Here is an 18,959-nt window from a genome sequence, read left to right as displayed (position 1 = left end):
CCTCGCCCGAGCGGCGCGGGCAGGATGGGGACATGATCGACTATGTGGTGATCGGGGCCGGGTCGGCCGGATGCGTCCTGGCGAACCGGCTGTCGGAGGATCCCGCCGTCCGCGTGCTGCTCGTCGAGGCGGGCGGCGCCGACCGCCACCCGCTCTACCAGGTGCCCAAGGGATTCGGGAAGCTGTTCGACGATCCGGGGAAGGTCTGGCACTACCGGACACAGCCGTTCGGTCCCGACGGGCAGGCCGAGATCTGGCCGCGCGGCCGTGTTCTCGGCGGGTCGAGCTCCATCAACGGCATGGTCTACAACCGCGGTCACCGCGCCGACTACGACGAGCTCGTACGGCTCGGCAACCCCGGGTGGGGCTGGGACACGATTCTGCCGATCTTCCGGGCGATGGAGGACAACGCCCTGGGCGCCACGGCGACGCGCGGGGCGGGCGGGCCGCTGCACGTGTCCCCTCCGCGCGACCCCGATCCGCTCTGCGACGAGATGATCGCATCCGGAGCCGCGCTCGGCCTGACCGCGATGGCGGACGTCAACGAGTCCGACGGCGAACGCGTCGGTCACGCGATGGCGACCATCAAGGACGGCCGGCGGTTCAGCGCGGCCCGGGCCTTCCTGCACCCCGTACGCCACCGGAGCAACCTCACCGTCGTGACCGGGACGACGGTGACCGGGCTGCTGTTCGACGGCGACAAGGTCGCCGGGGTCACCGCCCGGGACGCCGGCGGCGCCACCGTCGAATACCGGGCGGCCCGGGAGGTCGTCCTGTCCCTGGGCAGCCTGGGCACGCCGAAGCTGCTGCAGTCGTCCGGCATCGGCCCAGCGGAGGTGCTGCGGGCGGCCGGTGTGGAGGTCCGGCTTGACCGGCCGATGGTCGGCGCCCGCATGCGCGAGCACCGGTGCCTGGCACTGAAGTTCCGGCTGAAGGACGACCTGGGCTACAACCGCATGCTGTCCACACCGCTGCGGCAGGGCGTCACCGCGCTGCGCTACCTGCTCAACCACAAGGGACCGCTGGCCGCGCCGGCCTACGACGTGATCGCCTTCCTCAGGACCCGGCCAGAACTGGACCGGCCGGACGCCCAACTGCTGATGGGGCCGTGGTCGGTGGCGACGTACCGGGCGGGCGAGACGGTCACGGTCGAGCGGCAACCCGGGGTCTCGGTCGTCGCCGAGATCCTCCGCCCGACCGCGGAGGGCAGCGTGGCCATCACCTCCCCCGACCCGGACGCGCCGCTCCACATCGAGCCCAACTACTTCGGGTCCGAGCACGACCGGCGCGTCGGCGTCGACCTGTTCCGCCGCATGCGCGAGTACTTCGCCCAGGAGCCGATCGCGGGACGGCTGGCGTCCGAGACGTTCCCCGGTCCCGGGGTCGGCTCGGACGAGGAGATCATCGACGCGGCGCTCGGCGGCGGCTACTGCGGCTACCACGCACTGGGCACCTGCGCCATGGGACCGCACGACGACGACGTGGTCGACTCGCGGCTGCGCGTGAGAGGGCTCGACAACCTGCGGATCGTCGACTGCTCGGTGCTGCCCACCATGATCTCGGGCAACCTGAACGGCCCCATTATGGCGATGGCCTGGCACGCCGCCGACCTCATCCTCGACAGGGCCTGACCGCTCAGACCTCCACGATGGCCAGGGAGCGGGCGGGGAGGTCGAGGACGTGACCGGTCAGGCGGGCCGACTCGTCGGAGGCGAGCAGGAGCCGTGACGCGGCCAGCCGTACGGGCACCGGGCCTTCGGCGAAGTTGGCGGCGATCCGCAGCGCACCGCGTTCGATCACCACGACGCGCCGGTCCTCGTCCACCTGGACGCGCACCCGGTCGAGGCGGGGATCGGTGAGGTCGGGATGGGCCTTGCGGAGCGCGAGCAGGTCCCGATACCAGCCCAGCAGCGAGACGTGCTCGCCTTTGGCCGGCTCCTCCCAGTCGAGCTTGGAGCGCAGGAAGGTCGTCTCCTCGCCCGGCTCGGGGGCCTTCCAGTCGTAGCCGAAGCCTTCGAACTCCTTCCTGCGCCGTTCGCCCTCGCCCTCCGCCAGGTGTGGCTCGAAGTGGTCGGTGAAGAAGTAGAAGGGGGTGGTCGCCCCCCACTCCTCGCCCATGAACAGCATCGGGGTGAACGGCGAGGTCAGCAGCAGCCCGGAGGCGAGGCGGAGCTGCTCGGGCCGCATGCGGTCGCCCTCGGGCCGGTTGCCGATCTGGTCGTGGTTCTGCGCGCAGCAGACGAACCGGTGGCCGGGAATCCCGGTCGCCGGCCTGCCGTGGGAGCGGCCGCGGAACGACGAGTAGGCGCCGTCGTGGAAATAGCCCGATGTCAGCACCTTGGCCAGGGACGACAGCGTGGCGAAGTCGCCGTAGTAGGCGTTGGCCTCCCCCGTGACGTTCGCGTGGATGGCGTGGTGGACGTCGTCGTTCCAGCTCGCGTGCATGCCGAGGCCGCCGGCCTCGCGCGGGGTGACCATGCGCGGATCGTTGAGGTCCGACTCGGCGATGAGCGTCAGCGGGCGGCCCACAGCCGCGGACAGCGCGTCGACCTCGGCCGACAGCTCCTCCAGGAAGTGGACGGCGCGCTTGTCGTGCAGGGCGTGCACGGCGTCGAGGCGCAGCCCGTCGACGTGGTAGTCGCGCAGCCACTGCAGGGCGTTCTCGATGAAGTAGCGCCGCACCCCGTCCGAGCCGGGCCCGTCCAGGTTGACCGCGTCGCCCCAGTAGGACCCCTTCGCGTCGTGGAAGTAGGGCCCGAACCTGGCCAGGTAGTTGCCGGACGGCCCGAGGTGGTTGTAGACGACGTCGAGGATCACGCCGAGACCGGCCCGGTGGCAGGCGTCCACCAGGCTCTTGAGGCCGTCGGGCCCGCCGTACTCCTCGAAGACCGCGTAGAGCTCGACTCCGTCGTAGCCCCAGTTGCGCTTCCCCGGCACGGGCGGCACCGGCATGATCTCGACGAAGTCGACCCCGAGGCCGGTCAGGTGGCCGAGCCGGTCGGCCACCCCCTGGAAGGTGCCCTCGGGCGAGAACGTGCCGACGTGCAGCTCGTAGATCACCCCGCCGCGCAGGTCGCGCCCGTGCCAGCCCTGGTCGGTCCAGGCGAACCTGTCGTGGTGGTAGACCCGGCTCGGGCCGTTCACGCCGTACGGCTGGCGCCGCGTCCGGGGATCGGGGAACGGCCCGTCGCCGTCCACGTAGAAGGCGTAGTCGAGGTCGTGCTCGTCGCCGGGGGCGGTCCACCGGCCGTCCTCGCCCCGCGACATCTCGTGCCGGGCGCCCCCGTGCTCGACCTCGACCCGCGCCGCCCCGGGCGCCCAGACCTCGAACATGCGTCGTCTCCCCCCACTGATCAGGCTTCGAGAATCGCGACCGGATACGCCGACAACAGGCCGGCCATCCGCACCTCGCCGGCGTGCTCCGCGCCGGTGAGCAGGTCGCGCCAGCGCCCCGGCGGCAGCGTGATCGTCTCACTCCTCCAGCCGCCCCTGCGCTCCAGCCCGACCGGCAGCCGGGTCGCGACCACGACGGCGGCCGTCCCCTGCCCGCCGACGCCCCGCGTGAACGCCACCGCGTGCTCCCCCGCCTCGACCGGCGCGTACGGCGCCTCGGGGTCGAGCCGCCGCCGCAGGCCGAGCGCGGCGGCGGTGACGCGGATCTTCTGGCCGTCCCAGCTGTCGTCGGGCTCGGCGAGCAGCCGCCGGCGCCGCTCGAAGTCGACCGGCCGCCGGTTGTCCGGGTCGACGAGCGAGAAGTCCGTGATCTCGTTGCCCTGGTAGACGTCCGGGATGCCCGGCATGAGGAGCTGGACGGCCTTCTGTCCCAGCGAGTTGACCCGGGCATAGCGGTCCACGACCTCGGTGAACGCGGCGACCGAGTAGCCGCAGGCGTCGATGGCCCGCCGGGCGAAGTCCCTGATGCCCTCCTCGTACGCCGGGTCGGGGTTCAGCCAGGAGATCGCCGTCTTGGCCTCGCGCGCCGCCTTGAGCAGGTAGTCGGTGAAGCGGTCGAGGGGGATCGGCCAGGCCGCCATCAGCGACTGCCAGGCGAGGTAGTCGAGCTTGGGGTCGAACGACACGGCCGCGGCCCAGGAGCCGACGGCCATCGCCCACTCCTCGGGCAGCTCCGACAGCACGGCGAGCCGGGCGCGCACGTCCTCCGATCGCTTGGTGTCGTGGGTGGACAGCGTGGTCATCGTCCGCGGCGGCAGCCCGGCGCAGAACTCGTGGAACTCGGCCGGCGACACCCCGAACCTGTCGGGCTCCCCGCCCACCTCGTTGAGGCAGGCCAGCGGATACCACCGGTAGAGCGCGGTGTCCTCCACGCCCTTGGCCATCACCGGCCCGCAGGTCTGCTGGAAGCGGGTGACCGCCTCCGGCGGGCCGTACAGGACGAGGTTGGCGGCCTTGGCCACCGCGTCGGGGCCGGTCCTGGTCGCCGCGTCGGGGCCGGTCCTGGTCGCCGCGAGACCGGCCGCCTCCTGGACGATCGCCTCGGACTCGGCGGACGGCTGCTCGCCCGGGTTCACGTACGCCCTGTAGACGGGCATCGCGGCCAGCAGTTCCACGACGGCCTCGCGCAGCTCCGGATCGCCGAGATCGTCGGTCAGCCGGTCGATCTCTCCGGAGAAGAACAGGTCGATCACGTGCTTCTTGGCGTCGTGGCGCACGGTCTCGTAGTCGTCGCGGACGCCGGTGTGGCGGCCGAACGTCTCGATCAGCGCGTCGCGGCCGGCCGGATCGACGAACAGCCGGGTGACCATGTTGAGCGCGTCATAGCCGGTGGTGCCGTCGCACGGCCAGTCGGCGGGCAGCCGTTCGCCGTCGATGAGGATCTTCTCCACCCACAGCGGTCCGGGCACGTGCGGGCGCAGCCGACGGAGGTAGCCGCGGGGGTCGGCCAGGCCGTCGGGGTGGTCGACGCGCAGCCCGTGGATCAGCCCCTCGTCGATGAGGCGGAAGGTGACGGCGTGGGTGGCCTCGAAGACCTCGGGGTCCTCCACGCGCAGCCCCATCAGCGACGACACGTCGAAGAACCGCCGATAGCCGGGGCTCTCCCTCCAGTGGGCCAGCCGGTAGTGCTGGGCCTCCAGCAGTTCCGGGAGCGGCAGGTGCCCGGTGCCGGGCCTGATCGGGAACGCGTGGTCGTGGTAGCGCAGCACCTGACCGTCCACGCCGTCGGCCACACGCAGCGCCTCGTCGGCGTCGTCGCCGAGCAGCGGCAGGGTGACCGGCCACTGGAAGTCGAACCACCGGGAGGCCGGCGACCCCGGCCCGTCCCGCAGCGCCGCCCACAGCTGGGCGTTGTCCGACTCCGGCACCGGCACGGTCATGTGGTTGGGCACGATGTCGGAGACCAGCGGCATGCCCGCGGCCGCCAGCGCCCGCAGGCCCTCCTCGCCGCCGAACTCCTCGCGTACGCGGCCGTGGTCGGTCACGTCGTACCCGTGCTGCGAGTCCCGGCAGGCCTGGAGGATCGGCGACAGGTAGAGGTGGCCGACCCCCAGGTCACGGAGGTATCCGACGAGGCCCGCGGCCTGGGCGAATCCGAAGCCGGGCGTCAGCTGCACCCGATAGGTAGAAGTCACCGAACCGCCTTTCGCAGCGCGTTCCCGGAGGTCGTGTTCATAGTGCACGTCACGGACGCGCCCCGGCCAGCACCGCGACGGGCAGGAGGAGCGCCGGACCGGCTCCCCTCCTGCCCGGTGTGCCGCGCACTGATGCCGAAGCGCACTCTATTCGGGCATCGGCGCTGGTCAGACACTCCCTAGCACCGGCCGGACCCTGCGCAGCACCCGCACCGACCGGCCGCTCACGGGCACGGCCTCGCCGGCCCGGCACACGCGCGACTCGCTCAGCACCGGCATCGCCGTGTCCAGCTCGGTCGCCCACAGCTCGCCGTAGTCGTCCGGGATCGTGAACTTGATGACCTCGTGGTGGGCGTTGAACAGCAGCAGGAACGAGTCGTCGCTGATCCGCCGGCCGCGCCGGTCGGGCTCGGTGATGGCGTCGCCGTTCAGGAAGACCGCCAGCGCCTTGGCGTAGCCGTTCGTCCAGTCGGCGTCGGCCATCTCCGTGCCGGACGGCGTGAGCCAGGCGATGTCGCTCAGTTCGTCGTGCGATCCGCGTACGGGCCTGCCGTAGAAGAAGCGGCGGCGGCGGAAGACCGGGTGGTCGCGGCGCAGCCGGGCCAGGCGCCGGGTGAAGTCGAGGAGCTGGCGCCTCTCCCTGGTCCCCGAGTCGTCCCTCGCATTGGCGTCCAGGATCGCGCCCCAGTCGACCCAGCTGATCTCGTTGTCCTGGCAGTAGGCGTTGTTGTTGCCCTGCTGGGTGCGGCCGATCTCGTCGCCGTGCGACAGCATCGGCACGCCCTGCGATAGGAACAGCGTGGCCAGGAAGTTGCGCTTCTGCCGCTCGCGGAGCTGGGCCACCGGGCCGGTGGCCGGGCCCTCCACCCCGCAGTTCCAGGAGCGGTTGTCGTCGGCGCCGTCGCGGTTGTCCTCGCCGTTGGCCTCGTTGTGCTTGTCGTTGTACGACACGAGGTCCTGGAGCGTGAACCCGTCGTGGCAGGTGACGAAGTTGATCGACGCGGCCGGGCGGCGGCTGTCGTCCTGGTAGAGGTCGCTCGACCCGGTGAGGCGGCTGGCGAACTCCGGGAGCGCGGCGGGCTCGCCCCGCCACAGGTCGCGGATCGTGTCGCGGTAACGGCCGTTCCACTCGGTCCAGCGGGCCGGGAAGTTGCCGACCTGGTAGCCGCCGGGGCCGACGTCCCACGGCTCGGCGATGAGCTTGACCTGCGACAGCACCGGGTCCTGCTGGACGAGGTCGAAGAACGCGCTCAGCCGGTCGACCTCGTGCAGCTCACGGGCGAGGGAGGCCGCGAGGTCGAAGCGGAAGCCGTCCACGTGCATGTCGCGCACCCAGTAGCGCAGCGAGTCCATGATCAGCTGCAGCGCGTGCGGGCTGCGCATCAGCAGGCTGTTGCCGGTGCCGGTGGTGTCCATGTAGTAGCGCCGGTCGTCCTCGACCAGCCGGTAGTAGTTGGCGTTGTCGATGCCCCGCATGGACAGGGTCGGACCCAGGTGGTTGCCCTCCGCCGTGTGGTTGTAGACGACGTCGAGGATCACCTCGATGCCGGCCTCGTGCAGGGCCTTCACCATCGCCTTGAACTCCAGCACCTGCCCGCCGCGCTGCCCCGAGCTGGAGTACGCGTTGTGCGGCGCGAAGAAGCCGATCGTGTTGTAGCCCCAGTAGTTGGACAGGCCCCGCTTCTCCAGCATGTGGTCGGTCACGAACTGGTGGACCGGCATGAGCTCGATCGCGGTGACGCCGAGCGAGGTGAGGTGGTCGACGATCTCGGGGTGGCCCAGGGCGGCGTACGTGCCCCGGATCCGCTCGGGGATCTTCGGGTGGCTGATCGTGAGCCCCCGCACGTGTGCCTCGTAGATCACCGTGTCGTGGTACGGCGTGGCCGGCGGCCGGTCGTGTCCCCAGCCGAAGAAGGGGTTGACGACGACCGACCTCGGCACGTACGGCGCCGAGTCGCTGTCGTCCCGGCTGTCCGGCTCGCCGAAGCGGTAGCCGTACACCGCCTGGTCCCAGTTGACCGAGCCCTCCACGGCTTTGGCGTACGGGTCGATCAGCAGCTTGCTGGGGTTGCAGCGCAGGCCCTCGCCGGGCGAGTAGGGCCCGTGGACGCGGTAGCCGTACCTCTGGCCCGGCCCGACGCCGGGCAGATAGCAGTGCCAGACGAAGCCGTCCACCTCGCTCAGCGTGACGCGCTCCTCGTTGCCCTCGTCGTCGAACAGGCACAGCTCGACGCGCTCGGCCACCTCGGAGAAGAGCGCGAAGTTGGTGCCCGCGCCGTCGTACGTCGCCCCGAGCGGATAGGAATCCCCCGGCCAGATCTCCCTCACTGGACCTCCTCGCCCTCCGGCTCGGCGGTCACGCCGGGAAGGTCCCGGAGCCCACCGGCTCTATGGTCGCGCTCGCTCACGGCCCGGCCCCTCCCGGGAACCCCGCGCGCGAGATCGTGGTGCTGAATGTCGTTCACAAGACATCGTGCCTGCCCAGAAAAGGCTTCGACAGTCCCGCCACGTTAACTGCGTGTATGGCAACGGGTTGAACCGCCCATCGGCGAGCAAAGCGCCGGTGACCTGGACCGACTCGCCGCGAACGGACGCCGGTGTCCGTCCCGTCCGTCACGGACCGCAGCCGCCCGGGCCGGGACTCGTTCCGGGTCGCCGGTCAGCGCGCCTCGTGGCGCTCCCGGGCGGCGACGACGTCGGGCATGCGCTCCTCCGTCCAGGCGATGAGGGGAAGCAGGCGCTCGGCGGCCTCGCGGCCGAGCGGGGTGAGGCTGTATTCGACCCGGGGCGGGATCGTGTGCTCGGCCTCCCGCAGCACCATGCCGTCGCGTTCCAGTGCCTGGAGGGTCTGGGACAGCATCTTCTCGCTCACCCCGTCGACCCGGCGGCGCAGCGCGTTGAAGCGGTACGGCCCTTCGTGCAGGGCCGCAAGCGCCAGGATCGCCCACCGGCCGGTGATGGTCTCCAGCACGGTGCGCGAGGTGCACTTCCGTGAGAAGACGTCGGCGACGAGCTCCTCGAACTCCTCCATGGCCGTCAGCTTACGCTCTCAAAGTACTTTCTGATAGAAAGCACTTACCAAAGGAAAGCACTGCGGAGGAGAAACCATGATCGTCGTGACCGGAGCCACCGGACACCTCGGCCGGCTGGTCGTCGAGGAACTCGCCGGCCGCGTGCCCGTCTCGCGGATCGTCGCGGCGGTGCGCAGCCCGCAGAAGGCCGCCGACCTGGCCGAGCGCGGCATCCAGGTGCGCGAGGCGGACTACGACCGTCCCGACACGCTGGGACCGGCGTTCGAGGGCGCCACCCGGGTCCTGCTCGTCTCCGGCAGCGAGCCCGGCCGGCGCGTCGACCAGCACAGGGCCGTGGTGGACGCCGCCCGGACGGCCGGCGTCGAACTGCTCGCCTACACGAGCATCCCGCGCGCCGACACCACACCGCTGGGCCTCGCGCCCGACCACAAGGCGACCGAGGAGTACATCCGCGCGAGCGGGCTGCCCTTCGCGTTCCTGCGCAACGGCTGGTATCACGAGAACTACATCGCGGCGGCCGGGCAGGGCGCGCAGAGCGGCGTCATCGCGGGCAGCGCCCGCGACGGCCGCGTCGCCTCGGCGGCGCGCGCCGACTTCGCCGCCGCCGCGGCCGCCGTACTGACGGATGAAGGGCACCGGAACGCGGTGTACGAGCTGACGGGCGACGTCGCCTGGAGCATGCCCGAGCTGGCCGCCGTGGTCTCCGAGCTGTCCGGCAGGCCGGTCGAGTATCGGGACCTGCCCGTCGCGGAGTACGCCAAGGCGCTGGAGGCGAACGGCCTGCCCGAACCGGTCGCGGCCCTGCTCGCCCAGGTCGACGCCGACATCGCGGACGGCTGGCTCGGCGACACCCCCGGCGACCTGTCCCGCCTCATCGGCCGGCCGACCACGCCGCTGCGCGACACCCTCGCGGAAGCCCTGCGGAACGGATGATCAGCCGCGTCTCGTGGAGGGCGCCGGGAGCGTAGGTGTTCTCTGACGCGTGGCGGACGATTCACGGCACAAGGTCAGTGGCGGGAGCCGTGGGCGCGGGTGCGCCGCAGCAGACGGCGACGCGGGCCGGCGGCCCGGCCGTCGGTGTGCAGCCACAGGTTGACGCCGGTCCCCCCGAGCGCCGAGGGCTCGATGCGCACCCCGCCGCCCGTCGACTCGGCCAGGCGCCTGGCGATGTCGAGGCCGAGCCCGGTCGAGCCGGCCCCGCTGTTGCCCCGCCGCAGCGCCTTCTCGGGATCGGGAATGCCCGGGCCCGCGTCGGCGACGAGGATGCCCACGATGCCGCTCCCCCGGTGCAGTGTGACGCGGAAGGCCGTGCCCTGCGGCGTGTGGCGGAAGACGTTGCCGAGCAGCGCGTCGACCACCGCCCCGAGATCGGCCGCGGCGACCGGCACCGGGCTGGGCTCCTCCGCGCCGACGAGCTGCCACGGCCGCGCCTGGTCCTCGGCCAGCGCCGACCAGAAGGCGAGCCGTTCCCGGAGCACGAGCGCGGCGTCACAGCGCGCCGGCACGGCTCGGGACGGACGCCGGGAGGCTTCGATGATCTCGTCGACGGCCCGTTCGAGCCGGTCGATGGCGAGCCTGCGCTGCTCGGCCTCGGGACCGGTGCCGCCCAGGTTGAGCCGCAGCGCGGTCAGCGGGGTGCGCAGCCGGTGCGACAGGTCGGCGGCGAGCTCGCGCTCGGCCGCGAGCAGTGCCGCCACCTGGTCGGCCATCGCGTTGAACGCGCGCCCGGCGGCCACCAACTCGGGCGGGCCGTCGGGAACGATGCGCACCGTCAGGTCGCCCGCTCCGAGGGCCGCGGCCGCCTGCCCGAGCCTGCGGGCCGCCCGGACCACCCGGGCCCCGAGCCGGTCGGCCACCACCACCGACCCCACCACCAGGGTGACCGCGACGCCGGTCAGCACGGCCCAGGACGTGGACACCCCCTTCCTCGCGTCCGCCTCGGGTGCGTACGCCTCGATGACGGCCCACCGCCCGCCGCCCAGCGCGACCGGCCTGAGCAGCACGTATCCCTTCCTGACCGGCACGGTCCTGGCGCTTTCCGCCGCGCTCGCGACGTCGGCCGCCGTGACCCGGGAGCGGCCCACCGTCCGCCCGCCGGGAAGGTGGACGGCCAGGCGCGAGGTCCCCACCGGGGTGCTGGCCAGCGCGCGCTCCAGCGCGGCCGCGTCGTCGGTCACCACCAGGGCGGGCACGATCGTGGCGGCCTGACGCTCGGCGTCCGCGAGCGCGCGGCTCTCGGCGATCTCCTTCACCGCCACGGCCAGCGGGATGAGGAATGCCAGCGCGACCATCGCCGTCACGGCCACCGCCACCAGGGCCAGGCTCCGTCTCACCGCCGCTCCCGCTTGGGGGCCAGTGCCGTCATCGCGGTTCCCGCTTCGGGGGTCAGCCCTCGGCAGGGGGGCTGAGGCGCACGCCGACGCCCCGCACCGTGTGCAGATATCGCGGACGGGAGGCGCTCTCGCCGAGCTTGCGCCGCAGCCAGGACAGGTGGACGTCGATCGTCTGATCGTCCCCGTACGACTGCCGCCACACCTCGGACAGCAGTTCCCTGCGCGAGATCACGCGGTCGGGACGGGCGGCGAGGTAGGCCAGCAGGTCGAACTCCCGGCGGGTGAGGTCGAGCGGCGCGCCGTCCAGGCGGGCCTCCCTGCGGTCGGCGTCGACGACCAGGCCGCCGACCCTCGCGACCGACGACGGCGCCCCGGGCCTGGCCCGGCGCAGCACGGCCTCCAGGCGGGCGTTGAGGTGGTCGCCGGAGAACGGCTTGACCAGGTAGTCGTCCGCGCCGTCGCGCAGCAGGCGGACGATCTCGGCCTCGTCGTCCCGGGCGGTGGCCACGATGACCGGCACGTCGGAGATCGCCCGGAGCATCTTCAGCGCCTCCGCGCCGTCGAGGTCGGGCAGCCCCAGATCGAGGACGACCACGTCGGGGGCGACGTGGGCGATCTCCCGCAGGGCGTCGAGCGCCCGGCCCGCGCTGCGGACCGCGTGGCTGCGCCCGGTCAGGTCGCGAATGATCGCGGATCGGACGAACTCGTCGTCCTCAACCACCAGAACGGTCGCCATGGGGCAGAAACGTACACTCCCGCCCGGTACGGCGTCCCGGGAAGAGCGATCCGAAACACGCGGATTTATTGCCATTTAAGGAATGCACAAATCGGTAGAGGTTGACCGAAAAGGACCGGGTGCCAATTCAGGGCAAGAGATAGAGTGATCGGCCACATGAGAAGGACCGCCGGTTACTTGATCGCCTGGTGCGGGGCCACCGCGCTCGCCGTCGGCGTGTCCTGGCTCGGCGTCCGCGACGTGTTGCGCAGCGCGATCCTGGACGAGGCGCCCCTCGCTCCCGTGGTGGCCGTCGCCGCACCCCTGTCCGCCTCGCCGGGCGCCTCCGCCCCTGCCCCGCGGAGCACCCCGGACGGCGGAGCCTCCGGCGGCACGTCCGAGGAGCCGTCCGAGGAGCCGTCCGGGCCGCGGCCCTCCGGCGGCGCGACACCCGGCCGCCCGTCCCCCTCCCGGCCCGCCGCCACTCCGGTGCGGACCGCCCGGACCTCCCCGGCGCCGCGCCCGGCCCGCGCCACCCGCCCGGCGCGATCGACGGAGTCCTCACCCGCGGCCCGGCAGCCCAAGGCCACCGGCGGGGAGCGCCTGCACACGTTCACGCTGAAGGGCGGCCGGGCGACGATCGCGGTGACCTCCGCGGACTGCCGCGTGGTGACGGCGACCCCGAACGACGGCTACGAGGTCAAGGTCTGGGAGGCCGACCAGTGGCTGCGGGTCGCGTTCCTCCAGGACACCCGTGAGTCGTCGGCGTTCTGCACCTGGAACGCCCTGCCCCCCAGGCTCGACACGTACGAGAACTGAGGGGTCCCGGCCGCCCGGCAGGAGAGCGCAGTCCAGGAGAGCGCAGTCCAGGAGAGCTCAGTCCAGGAGGGCCTGGTATTTCTTGAGCTCCTTGACCTCGGCGCCCAGCGAGGTGGTGGTGGCGACGGCCAGCGCCTTGGCTCCTTCGAAGGCGCCCTCGGCCTGCTCGGTCCGGGCGAGCTTGATCGCGCCGTTGTCGTGCTTGATCATCAGCGCCACGTACTTCTGATCGAAGGACGGGCCGCTCAGCTTGGCGAGCGCCTCGATCTCGGCCCGCGTCTGCGTGCCCGGCATCGCGTGGTCGCGCGGCAGGGGCTCCGCGCCCCACATGTCGAGCCAGCCCTTGAACGTGCGGATGTCGGTGTCGCGGGCCGTGGCGACCTTCGCCGCGAACTGCCCGACCCACGGGTCGCCCGCCCGTGTCTGCGCGAGCCTGGCCATCTCCAGGGCCTGAAGGTGATGCGGGACCATCTGCCGGGCGAACGCCACGTCGGCGGCCTTGCTCCCGCCGGACGGCTGCGCCGTGCCGGTCTCGTCCGGTGTGGGGTTGTCCGCGGCCTCGGAGGTCCCGGTGGACTCGGAGCTCGGGGTGGCCTCCGGCGTGAGCTCCGTGCCAGGGGTGGTGGCGGACGAGGCGGCCGCCTGGCCCACCGGAGCGGGCGAGGGGGCCTCGCCTGTCAGGTCCGGCGTGCCGCATCCGGCGAGCAGGGCCGCCGCGAGCATGCCCGTTAACGCTCCCGTCACACGACCCGTGGCGGCGGGGAGCCGGCGGAGAGTGGTCGTCACTGCAAGGCCTTTCCGGTTCTGGCTCGGGGACGGCCTCGACGCCCGCCGGAGACTGACGCCATCGGGTCCGTCCGTGGTCCCTTGCCGCAGGACCCTACCGCCGGGCGGCTCCGGCCGCCCCCGCGCGGCGTTACGGCATATTTACGGTGATTATCGGACAAGCTGGGCATCGCGTGTCAAAATTCCCATTCACTTCCCTTGATCACCCCTGTGCTCTAGCCTCCAACTGTGGCAAAGCGGAGCGAAACTCTACGAAAGGTTTCACACCGAGGAAACCTCTGTTGACACGAGCGAAACAGTGATACTTTCGCTTGGGAGCGCTCCCAAGCCGTGTGAACCTTCGGGCCGAGGAGACCGGATGGCCGATCTTCCCACCCTCGCAGAGGTAGCCGCCGCAGCCGGCGTCTCCCCGGCAACAGCTTCCCGGGTCTTGACCGGCTCGGTACGCGTGACCACGTCGACCCGCCGACAAGTTCACGACGCGATGTCGCGTCTGGGCTATGTTCGGCGCCGCGCCCCCAGGGGATCCGCGGGCAGGCGGGCCGAGCAGATCATCGCCGCGGTCGTCTGCGAGCACAGTCCACGCCTCTTTACCGAGCCGTTCTACGCCAGGCTCCTGTCTGCCTGCGAGGAGGTGCTGACGACGCATGGGGTCCCGATGGTCGTGATGACCGCGACCCCTGCGACCGCCTCCATCGCCGCTCCGCCGCTGGTCGCGGGCGCCGTCGACGGCGTCCTGTTGATCGGGGCGCGCGCGCGGCACCCCCTCGCGGTCACGCTGGCGGCCTCGGGCGTCCCGGTGCGCTGTGCCGGGCGGCCGCCAGACGGCATCGACCTCCCGTTCGTCGACATGGACAACCGTGACGGCGGACGGCAGGCGGCCGAGCACCTGCTGCTCAACAACCGCAAGCACATCGCCACGATCGCCGGGCCGCCGACCCTGCCGGCCGCCCGCGACCGGCTGGAGGGCTTCCGGCAGACGCTTCGCGACGCCGGTGTGCTCGACATGCCGGTGGCGTACGGCGACTTCACCCATGCGTCGGGCGCGCACGCCATGCAGTGGCTGCTGCAACGGGCGCCGCACCTCGACGCCGTGTTCGCGGCGTCGGACGTGATGGCGGCCGGGGCGATGCAGACACTGCGCCGCGCCGGGCGGAAGGTGCCGGACGACGTGGCCGTCATCGGTTACGACGACGCGCCCGTGGCCAGGCACACCTCGCCGACGCTGACCACCGTAAGACAGCCCGTCGAGGAAATGGCCACGCTCGCCGCACGACTGCTTCTCATGACACTCGCGGACGGGGACAATCCCAAGGGCAATCCGGTGCTGCCCACGGAACTGGTGGTTCGTGAATCGGCCTGAGCTTCGAGAAGGCGACGTCCTGACCCGTCGTTATCTGCTCCAGGAGCGGATAGCGACGGGCGGGATGTCGGTCATCTGGCGTGCCTTCGACCAGTCACTTCAGCGCTCGGTCGCGATCAAGGTGCTGGACGGCTCGCTCGACGACGACAACCCCGGACGGGAACTCATGCGCCGGGAGGCCAGGGCCACCGCCCGGTTGATCCACCCGGACGCGATCGAGGTCTACGACTACGGCGAGACGGTCACGAACGGCGGCAGGCTGGCGTCCTTCGTGGTCATGCGCCTGCTGGAGGGCCGGTCGCTGGCCGACCGGATCATCGAGGGGCCGCTGCCCTGGGCCGAGGCGGTGGAGATCGCCGTCGGGCTGGCGAAGGTGCTGGCCGCGGCCCACGACCGGGGCATCGTCCACCGGGACGTCACCCCGGAGAACGTGCTGCTCGCCGACGACGGGCCCAAGTTGCTCGACTTCGGGATCGCCGCGTTCATCGGCGAGGCCGACGACCAGCTCGTCGCCGACTTCGGCACCCCGCCGTACGTCGCGCCGGAGCGGCTGAAGGGGACGACGGCCGACCCGGCCGTGGACGTCTACGCGCTCGGCGTGCTGCTGTTCGAGATGCTCACGGGCGCCCTGCCCTACCCGGAGAAGACCTGGGAGGCCATCGAGGCGGCCCGGCGGGAAGGACCGCCGCCCGCGCCCGAAGGGGTGCCGGGCCTGCCTCAGGAGGTCGCCGACCTGTGCCGGCGCTGCCTGTGCCCCGACCCGGTGGACCGGCCGAGCGCACGGGCCGTCGCCGCCGCGCTGACCTCGGTGAAGAAGCCGCCAGGCCCGCGCGGGGCCGGCTGGGGCGCCGCCGCCGTCGGGGCCGCGGCCCTGGGCGGCATCCTCTGGTTCACCCAGACGCACAGCCCCGAGGTCGCGGCCGTCACCGTACTGCCCAGCCCTTCGCCGGCGCACGCGCAGGCCACCGCCTCGCCGCCGCCGCAACAGGCAGGAGCCGTCGCAGAACCCCTGCATACGGTCGCCCCCGTCGCCGACCCCGTGCGAACGACCGCGCCGGTCAGGCGGCACCACCCCTCCCCCTCGGTCAGGGTCAAGGCCGTCAAGAAGGACCGCCACACCACGGACACCGTCAGGCCGCCGAAGACCTCGGCCACCGTCAAGTCCGACGTGGCGCCGCTGCCGCTGGCCACCACGGCCGCGCCGCTGCGGGTCGACACCGCGGTCCGGCAGTTCAACCTGCTCGTGGACGGCGCGGAGGCCACCCACGACATCGACGACGACGTCGCGCTCGACCTCAAGCAGGTGCTGCGCAACCTCGTCGGCAACGGTCAGGGGCTGTCGGCCATGCGCACCAAGATCGAGGTCCGATATCAGGAGGGGCGGCTGCCCCTCACGCTGAAGGGGGAACTGCTGGCCGCGCTCGACCGGGTTGAAGCCGCTCTCACCGAGGCCAGTGATACCTAAAGTGGGAGCGCTCCCAGAACAACAGTCTGTTGAGTTCGGTCAGGACCTAAAGTCCAGCCGCGTCCGTTAAGCGGCCAGTCCGCGACCGAAATTATCTTCTACTGCCGTGGGGCCGGCCGACGACGCCCAGCCCCGACAGGCGATCAGGTCCGTCTGATTTGCGCGAGCCACGCCGGTGCGCCGTCGTCGTGATATCTCGTATGAACCCGATCCGGTTCCACGGACACGAGATTCCATCCGCCGCCGGCGGCGAACGCCCCCCTCAACTCTTCCTCACTGACAGGATGCGGGCCGGTGTCGGGACCGCCGTCGCTGAAGCACAGCACATACAGGGTGCCGCCGTGTTCGGTCACCGAGGCCAGACTCGTCACATACCCGAGGCGCTCGTCGCCGTCGAAGGTGTGGAACAGCCCGCAGTCCAGCACCGTCTCGAACCTGCGCCCCAAAAGCTCCAGATTGAGGGCGTCGGCCACGGCGAACTCGGCCTCGATCCCCCGGTCACGGGCCTTCGCCCGCGCTCTCGCCAATGCCGTCTCGGCCACGTCGACGCCCAGAACCGGCAGTCCCAGCGAGGCGACGTGAAGGGCGTTCTCCCCGCTCCCGCAGCCCGCGTCCAGCACCGGACCGGCGAATCGGGCTTCGGCCGCCAGGCGCACGATCGCCGGCTGCGGACCTTCGATGTCCCATGGCACGGGACCGTCGTGGTAAGACGCGTCCCACGGCAGCCCGGTCATCCGTTCATGACTGGTCGGACGCCGCCCACCGAACCGATCACCGGCGGGGCTTTCCGATTGTCCGGGCACCTACTTCCCCTTCCCGGCTCGATCTTTTGCAGGTCTGTCCGGGTAACACCCTTGCATAGGGAAGGTAAAACCGGATAGGTCGTTGCCCCATGAGCGGATTCAAGAAGTTCCTCATGCGGGGCAACCTGGTGGAGCTCGCCGTCGCCGTGGTCGTGGGCGCGACGTTCAGCGGGCTCATCCAGGCCCTCGTACAGGACCTGATCACCCCCCTGATCGCGGCCGTCACCGGCGGGAGGCAACCCGACTTCTCCAGCTACAAGTTCACCGTCAACGGCGCGGTGTTCAAGTATGGCGACTTCATCAACCACCTGCTGACGTTCCTCATCGTCGCCGCCGTGATCTATTGGGTGGTCGTCCTGCCCATGACCCGTTTCCTGAGCCTCTTCGACACCAAGAAGGAGGCCGCCGAGAAGAAGTGCCCCGAGTGCCTGTCGGACATCCCCGTCGGCGCCAGGCGCTGCGCCTTCTGCACGGCCGAGCTGTCCACCGTCGCAGCCGCCGAGAAGCCCCCTGCCTGAGCACCATCGGCCCTTACGCGGCCGGCGAGTGCCGCTGAATTGGTCGTGTCGTGGACCCCGGACTGCTGGAAGAGCTGGAGAAGGTCACCATGGAGGAAAGGGGGCTTCGTACAGCGGGACGAATGAGCCGTCGGCTGAGTCGGCCCCTGTCAAGGCGGGGCCGAGGCTCGTGCCGTACGCCGACGGCTGCGGCGTCATGCACGGCTTGAGGCGGCCGGGCTGGCCGCTCGGGCGACGGAGCGACCAGCAAGATTTCACCTGTCCCCTGACCGGCGCTGCCGTCCGCTGACCGAGCCGGGTCACCGTCGGTCGCCGCCCGCGGTGCCCCAGGCGGTGCGACGTCAGGGCACACGAGCCGGCCAAGACGATAGAGGTGCAGGTGCGGTCCGCTCTTCGGCGCGGAGCCGGTGGTCGTCCGCCAGGCTTCGGAGAAGGCACGGACCGATGAGTCGTCGGCCAGGAGCTGTGTAAACGGCTGAGCTTGGGTGGCCAGGAGTCCGGCCAGGTGCGTTGCCGCGACCTGGGAAAGGCGGTCCGCGGTCAGCAGGTGCGGTGGCATCCACACGAACGCGGCCGTCGTCGCTGTTTCATCCGGTTCCCGCCACCAGCCCAGCACCGTGGGCGGGTTCTTGCCCCCGGACCGCAGCTGCTCGATCGTGTCGAGTCCGGACAGCAGCATGGTGTGCAGATCGGGACGTGCGGCGAGAAAAGGCCCCGCCTCGGAGCGAAACACTTGTCCCGTAATGAACCAGGTCACGAGATCGCATCTCCTACTTGCCCGCGAGCGGCAACCCTCGGAGCCGTGGGGAAGCGGTTGGGGCCCGCCGGCCGCAGTGGACGGCGACCGGCGGGCGGCAGGGGCAGCCGGGCTCACGCTCCGGCTAGAGTCCGCGCCGACCGGCTCAGGGCAGGCTGAGTTCGTGCCTGATGAGCTGGGCGAGTGCGGAGGGCTGCGACAGGAAGGGCGAATGCGAACTGTTCAGCCGCAGCGTCCTGTCGGCACGCTTCGCGAAGAGTTCCTGGACGAAGGGCGGAATGGCGCCGTCTGCTTCGCAGATGATGTAGGTGCTCGGAATCGTCTGCCAGGCGACCGCGGTCAGCTTCTGGGTGGTGGCGGCGTAGGACTGGTAACCCAGGGCTGCCGCCGCCTTCTCGGCAACGCTGCTGTCCACGTCGCCGTAGAACACCTCGACCGGGTTCGCGACGGTCAGGAAGTCGCCGACACCCTCCTGCCGGTGAAACTCCCACCAAAGTGCCGGGTCGCCGCCCGCGCTCGACAGCAGGGAGTCTCCTGCGTCGAGCTGGAACGCGGCGAGGTAGACGATGCTCTTGACGTTGGACGCGTCGGCGAGTGCCTGCGTGGTGGGGACGCCGCCGTAGGAGTGCGCGACGACGACCACGGGGCCGCCGATCGCCTCGACCGCGGCCCTGATGGCGGCCGCGTCGGAGTACATGTCGCCCAGCGCCTTGGGATCGTCGCCACACGAGGTGAGAGCCACGGTGTGGACATCGATGCCGGGCAGGTCATCGATGAGGA

General features: G+C 71.4%; 15 protein-coding genes. 6 read left to right on the top strand and 9 right to left on the bottom strand.

The genetic code is table 11. The features are described 5' to 3' along the window. Positions 1 to 32 precede the first annotated feature (32 nt). On the top strand, positions 33 to 1,631 hold the full coding sequence (locus BXA11_RS13380; protein ID WP_076434798.1) for a GMC family oxidoreductase: 1,599 nt from the start codon (positions 33 to 35) through the stop codon (positions 1,629 to 1,631). Between the two features lie 4 nt (positions 1,632 to 1,635). Here the strand turns inward: BXA11_RS13380 and treZ are convergent, their stop codons facing one another. The 4 genes from treZ to BXA11_RS13360 form a co-directional block, all read right to left on the bottom strand. Then, entirely contained in the window at positions 1,636 to 3,333 is a 1,698-nt protein-coding gene (gene treZ, locus BXA11_RS13375; protein ID WP_076434797.1) for a malto-oligosyltrehalose trehalohydrolase, read from the bottom strand. 20 nt (positions 3,334 to 3,353) lie between these two features. Further along, positions 3,354 to 5,588 carry a malto-oligosyltrehalose synthase gene (gene treY, locus BXA11_RS13370; RefSeq protein ID WP_143734243.1) on the bottom strand — a complete coding sequence of 745 codons (2,235 nt, stop codon included), beginning with the start codon at positions 5,586 to 5,588 and terminating at the stop codon, positions 3,354 to 3,356. Positions 5,589 to 5,756: 168 nt separating this feature from the next. Continuing rightward, entirely contained in the window at positions 5,757 to 7,916 is a 2,160-nt protein-coding gene (glgX, locus tag BXA11_RS13365) for a glycogen debranching protein GlgX (RefSeq protein WP_076434795.1), read from the bottom strand. A gap of 331 nt (positions 7,917 to 8,247) precedes the next feature. Next, positions 8,248 to 8,619 carry a winged helix-turn-helix transcriptional regulator gene (locus BXA11_RS13360; protein WP_030510550.1) on the bottom strand — a complete coding sequence of 124 codons (372 nt, stop codon included), beginning with the start codon at positions 8,617 to 8,619 and terminating at the stop codon, positions 8,248 to 8,250. Between the two features lie 76 nt (positions 8,620 to 8,695). Between BXA11_RS13360 and BXA11_RS13355 the strand changes: the two genes are divergently transcribed. Next, entirely contained in the window at positions 8,696 to 9,553 is an 858-nt protein-coding gene (locus tag BXA11_RS13355) for an SDR family oxidoreductase (RefSeq protein WP_076434794.1), read from the top strand. A 74-nt stretch (positions 9,554 to 9,627) separates the two neighbouring features. On the opposite strand, the gene BXA11_RS13350 is transcribed toward BXA11_RS13355, so the two are convergent. Both BXA11_RS13350 and BXA11_RS13345 read right to left on the bottom strand, forming a co-directional pair. Further along, the gene (locus BXA11_RS13350; protein ID WP_076434793.1) at positions 9,628 to 10,953 is read right to left on the bottom strand and encodes a sensor histidine kinase; all 1,326 of its coding nucleotides are present in this window, start codon (positions 10,951 to 10,953) and stop codon (positions 9,628 to 9,630) included. Between the two features lie 52 nt (positions 10,954 to 11,005). Beyond that, positions 11,006 to 11,689 (bottom strand): response regulator transcription factor, encoded by a 684-nt coding sequence (locus BXA11_RS13345; RefSeq protein WP_030510553.1) that lies wholly within the window; start codon positions 11,687 to 11,689, stop codon positions 11,006 to 11,008. Between the two features lie 156 nt (positions 11,690 to 11,845). On the opposite strand from BXA11_RS13345, the gene BXA11_RS13340 reads away from it, so the two are divergent. Further along, positions 11,846 to 12,487 (top strand): hypothetical protein, encoded by a 642-nt coding sequence (locus tag BXA11_RS13340; RefSeq protein ID WP_143734242.1) that lies wholly within the window; start codon positions 11,846 to 11,848, stop codon positions 12,485 to 12,487. 57 nt (positions 12,488 to 12,544) lie between these two features. Here BXA11_RS13340 and BXA11_RS13335 read toward each other — a convergent pair whose 3' ends face one another. Further along, entirely contained in the window at positions 12,545 to 13,273 is a 729-nt protein-coding gene (locus tag BXA11_RS13335; RefSeq protein ID WP_143734241.1) for a DUF305 domain-containing protein, read from the bottom strand. Between the two features lie 358 nt (positions 13,274 to 13,631). Between BXA11_RS13335 and BXA11_RS13330 the strand changes: the two genes are divergently transcribed. Beyond that, positions 13,632 to 14,636 (top strand): LacI family DNA-binding transcriptional regulator, encoded by a 1,005-nt coding sequence (locus tag BXA11_RS13330; protein ID WP_076434790.1) that lies wholly within the window; start codon positions 13,632 to 13,634, stop codon positions 14,634 to 14,636. Continuing rightward, positions 14,623 to 16,101: a serine/threonine-protein kinase gene (locus BXA11_RS13325; protein WP_143734240.1), complete on the top strand. Its 1,479-nt coding sequence runs from the start codon at positions 14,623 to 14,625 to the stop codon at positions 16,099 to 16,101. Before BXA11_RS13330 ends, BXA11_RS13325 begins: the two co-directional genes overlap by 14 nt. Positions 16,102 to 16,244: 143 nt before the next feature. Here BXA11_RS13325 and BXA11_RS13320 read toward each other — a convergent pair whose 3' ends face one another. Beyond that, a complete protein-coding gene (locus tag BXA11_RS13320) occupies positions 16,245 to 16,904 on the bottom strand; it encodes a class I SAM-dependent methyltransferase (RefSeq protein WP_239105010.1) in 660 nt (219 codons plus the stop codon). 89 nt (positions 16,905 to 16,993) lie between these two features. Here BXA11_RS13320 and mscL point away from each other — a divergent pair, with 89 nt between their 5' ends. After that, positions 16,994 to 17,422 carry a large conductance mechanosensitive channel protein MscL gene (gene mscL / locus BXA11_RS13315; RefSeq protein WP_076434787.1) on the top strand — a complete coding sequence of 143 codons (429 nt, stop codon included), beginning with the start codon at positions 16,994 to 16,996 and terminating at the stop codon, positions 17,420 to 17,422. Between the two features lie 902 nt (positions 17,423 to 18,324). On the opposite strand, the gene BXA11_RS13310 is transcribed toward mscL, so the two are convergent. After that, positions 18,325 to 18,959: alpha/beta hydrolase (locus tag BXA11_RS13310; protein ID WP_076434786.1), on the bottom strand; the 635-nt coding region annotated here is incomplete at its 5' end.

Source organism: Microbispora rosea (assembly GCF_900156315.1).
Classification (GTDB): Bacteria; Actinomycetota; Actinomycetes; order Streptosporangiales; family Streptosporangiaceae; genus Microbispora; species Microbispora rosea.
The sequence above is the reverse complement of the archived record's forward strand: the minus strand, read 5'-3'. Positions and strand labels throughout refer to the sequence as shown.

Excerpts from the sequence above, each read along its gene's own strand:
- BXA11_RS13360 (WP_030510550.1), bottom strand. The coding sequence starts at position 8,619 with ATGGAGGAGTTCGAGGAGCTCGTCGCCGACGTCTTCTCACGGAAGTGC.
- BXA11_RS13345 (WP_030510553.1), bottom strand. The coding sequence starts at position 11,689 with ATGGCGACCGTTCTGGTGGTTGAGGACGACGAGTTCGTCCGATCCGCG.
- BXA11_RS13330 (WP_076434790.1), top strand. The coding sequence starts at position 13,632 with ATGGCCGATCTTCCCACCCTCGCAGAGGTAGCCGCCGCAGCCGGCGTC.
- treZ (WP_076434797.1), bottom strand. The coding sequence starts at position 3,333 with ATGTTCGAGGTCTGGGCGCCCGGGGCGGCGCGGGTCGAGGTCGAGCAC.
- BXA11_RS13355 (WP_076434794.1), top strand. The coding sequence starts at position 8,696 with ATGATCGTCGTGACCGGAGCCACCGGACACCTCGGCCGGCTGGTCGTC.
- mscL (WP_076434787.1), top strand. The coding sequence starts at position 16,994 with ATGAGCGGATTCAAGAAGTTCCTCATGCGGGGCAACCTGGTGGAGCTC.
- BXA11_RS13340 (WP_143734242.1), top strand. The coding sequence starts at position 11,846 with ATGAGAAGGACCGCCGGTTACTTGATCGCCTGGTGCGGGGCCACCGCG.
- BXA11_RS13380 (WP_076434798.1), top strand. The coding sequence starts at position 33 with ATGATCGACTATGTGGTGATCGGGGCCGGGTCGGCCGGATGCGTCCTG.